At 28.2% G+C, this 1,655-nt stretch carries 3 protein-coding genes; all 3 read left to right on the top strand.

All coding sequences use genetic code 11. The annotated features are described in order from the left end of the window. Window positions 1–732: DUF3952 domain-containing protein (locus AC1DTM_RS25525; protein ID WP_477001195.1), on the top strand; the 732-nt coding region annotated here is incomplete at its 5' end. Between the two features lie 123 nt (window positions 733–855). Continuing rightward, entirely contained in the window at window positions 856–927 is a 72-nt protein-coding gene (locus AC1DTM_RS25520; protein WP_117616460.1) for a DUF3952 domain-containing protein, read from the top strand. Between the two features lie 218 nt (window positions 928–1,145). Further along, window positions 1,146–1,655: hypothetical protein (locus tag AC1DTM_RS25515; protein WP_477001194.1), on the top strand; the 510-nt coding region annotated here is incomplete at its 3' end.

The raw sequence follows: 1,655 nt of genomic DNA, 5'->3' as shown, positions 1-1,655 counted from the left end.
ATAGAGTATGAGAGATTAGTAAAGGCATTGGATGAAGGGGATATGAAAACGGTTATGTCTGCGAGTGATGATGGATATGCATATGTGAAAGAAGAGACTAGCGAAAGTACTTATGAAGAAAAAGAAGATGGTGAACATAGCAGGATAATATATCAAACAACCCATGGAGTATATAATGTGAAAGAAGACGACTTATATGGGAAAACAACTCAAAAGGTTGTTACTGATATAAAAAATGATAAAAACGTTGGTAGTAATCAAAATTACAAAAAAGAAACGGTCTATAGTACAAATTTAAAAAATGAAAAATCCCGTTCAGTAGCCCAGGATCAAGCTATGAATGTTTCATATGTAAAATTAATGTTTAGAGGATTAAATGAACTTAGTAAATTGAAACCGAGTGAAGATACAAAAAGATCTAGTGAACCGAGCATAATAAGCTATGATTTAACTGAATTACAGTTTAAAAGCATAATAAATGACAAGTTAAATTTAAAATATGATAAATTTGATTCTGCAATATTGATGATTGAATTTAATACGCCTAATAATACAAAAGAAAATCAAATGAGAATAATACAAATAACAATATCGGTAAATTATGAAGAAAGAAAAGAAGATAAGCTTATAAAACGCAATCAAGAAATTTCAACATATTATCATACCAGAGAAGATAATAATCAAAGTGCCAAAAAAGAATATGTAAATTATGAAAAAGAGTATATAAATTAAAAATAATATATTTTGATTGAATTTTGAGAACGATAAATGTTGTGAAGATATGAGTAAAGGGGTAGTAAAAAATAGTTATTGTGATAACAGTTATGTTTTACTGAGCGCGTATAGTTTTGGTAAATCAAAATAGAGTATGAGAGTCTAATAAAGGCATTGGATGAAGGTGACAAGAAGACGGTTATACTTAATTGAAAGAAGAATATTTAGAACTTTTGAGGAAAAATAATACTACTTGAACCATCAAAAGGCATTCTTGTTAGATTATTATGGTAATTAATATGGTAATGATATACCTAAAAGATTATCTGAATTTAGTTGTACAAAGATCTATGTACTTAAAAATATTAAGAATGTAATAGAATTTTAGTGCACGAAAATTATTTAAACTGTATAGAAGGGGAAATGTCAGGGTGTGGAATATAAAAGAAGAAGATTTAGATAAATTTCGAATAACATGTCAAGGACGTTTAAGTCCTGAAGGTGCGACGGGWTTTATGCTTGGAACAATATTTTATATTTCAATATTTATGTTTATTATTTTTGTAGGTGATTTGAATTACTACAACAATTTTTTTGATARAACAATTGTTAAAACTGAAATTGTGTTATTTAGTATTCAAATTATATTTTTAATTMTATATYYATTTCCRAAAGCAYGTTWTAAATTTCAAAAGTTACAAACGCTAATCGTATTACTATATGCGTTTCAACTTGGAACGATATTATTTGTAGTTTCGATTGATTCTGAAATGGCTGATAATTCAATTGGTAGGATGTATACCGGGCTACTAGTTGTAGGAGCAGTTATTATCCATATTGCAGCAACGCTAGATACATTTAAACAAGCAAGTGAAGGTGCATTTAGTAGTGATGAAAGATCCACCTCGTTTTTTAGTAAGACAAAAGGAGCTGTGATAAAG

The organism is Bacillus sp. P4_D3, assembly GCF_056401855.1.
Note: the sequence above shows the minus strand (reverse complement) of the source record. Positions and strands in the feature narration are given on the sequence as shown.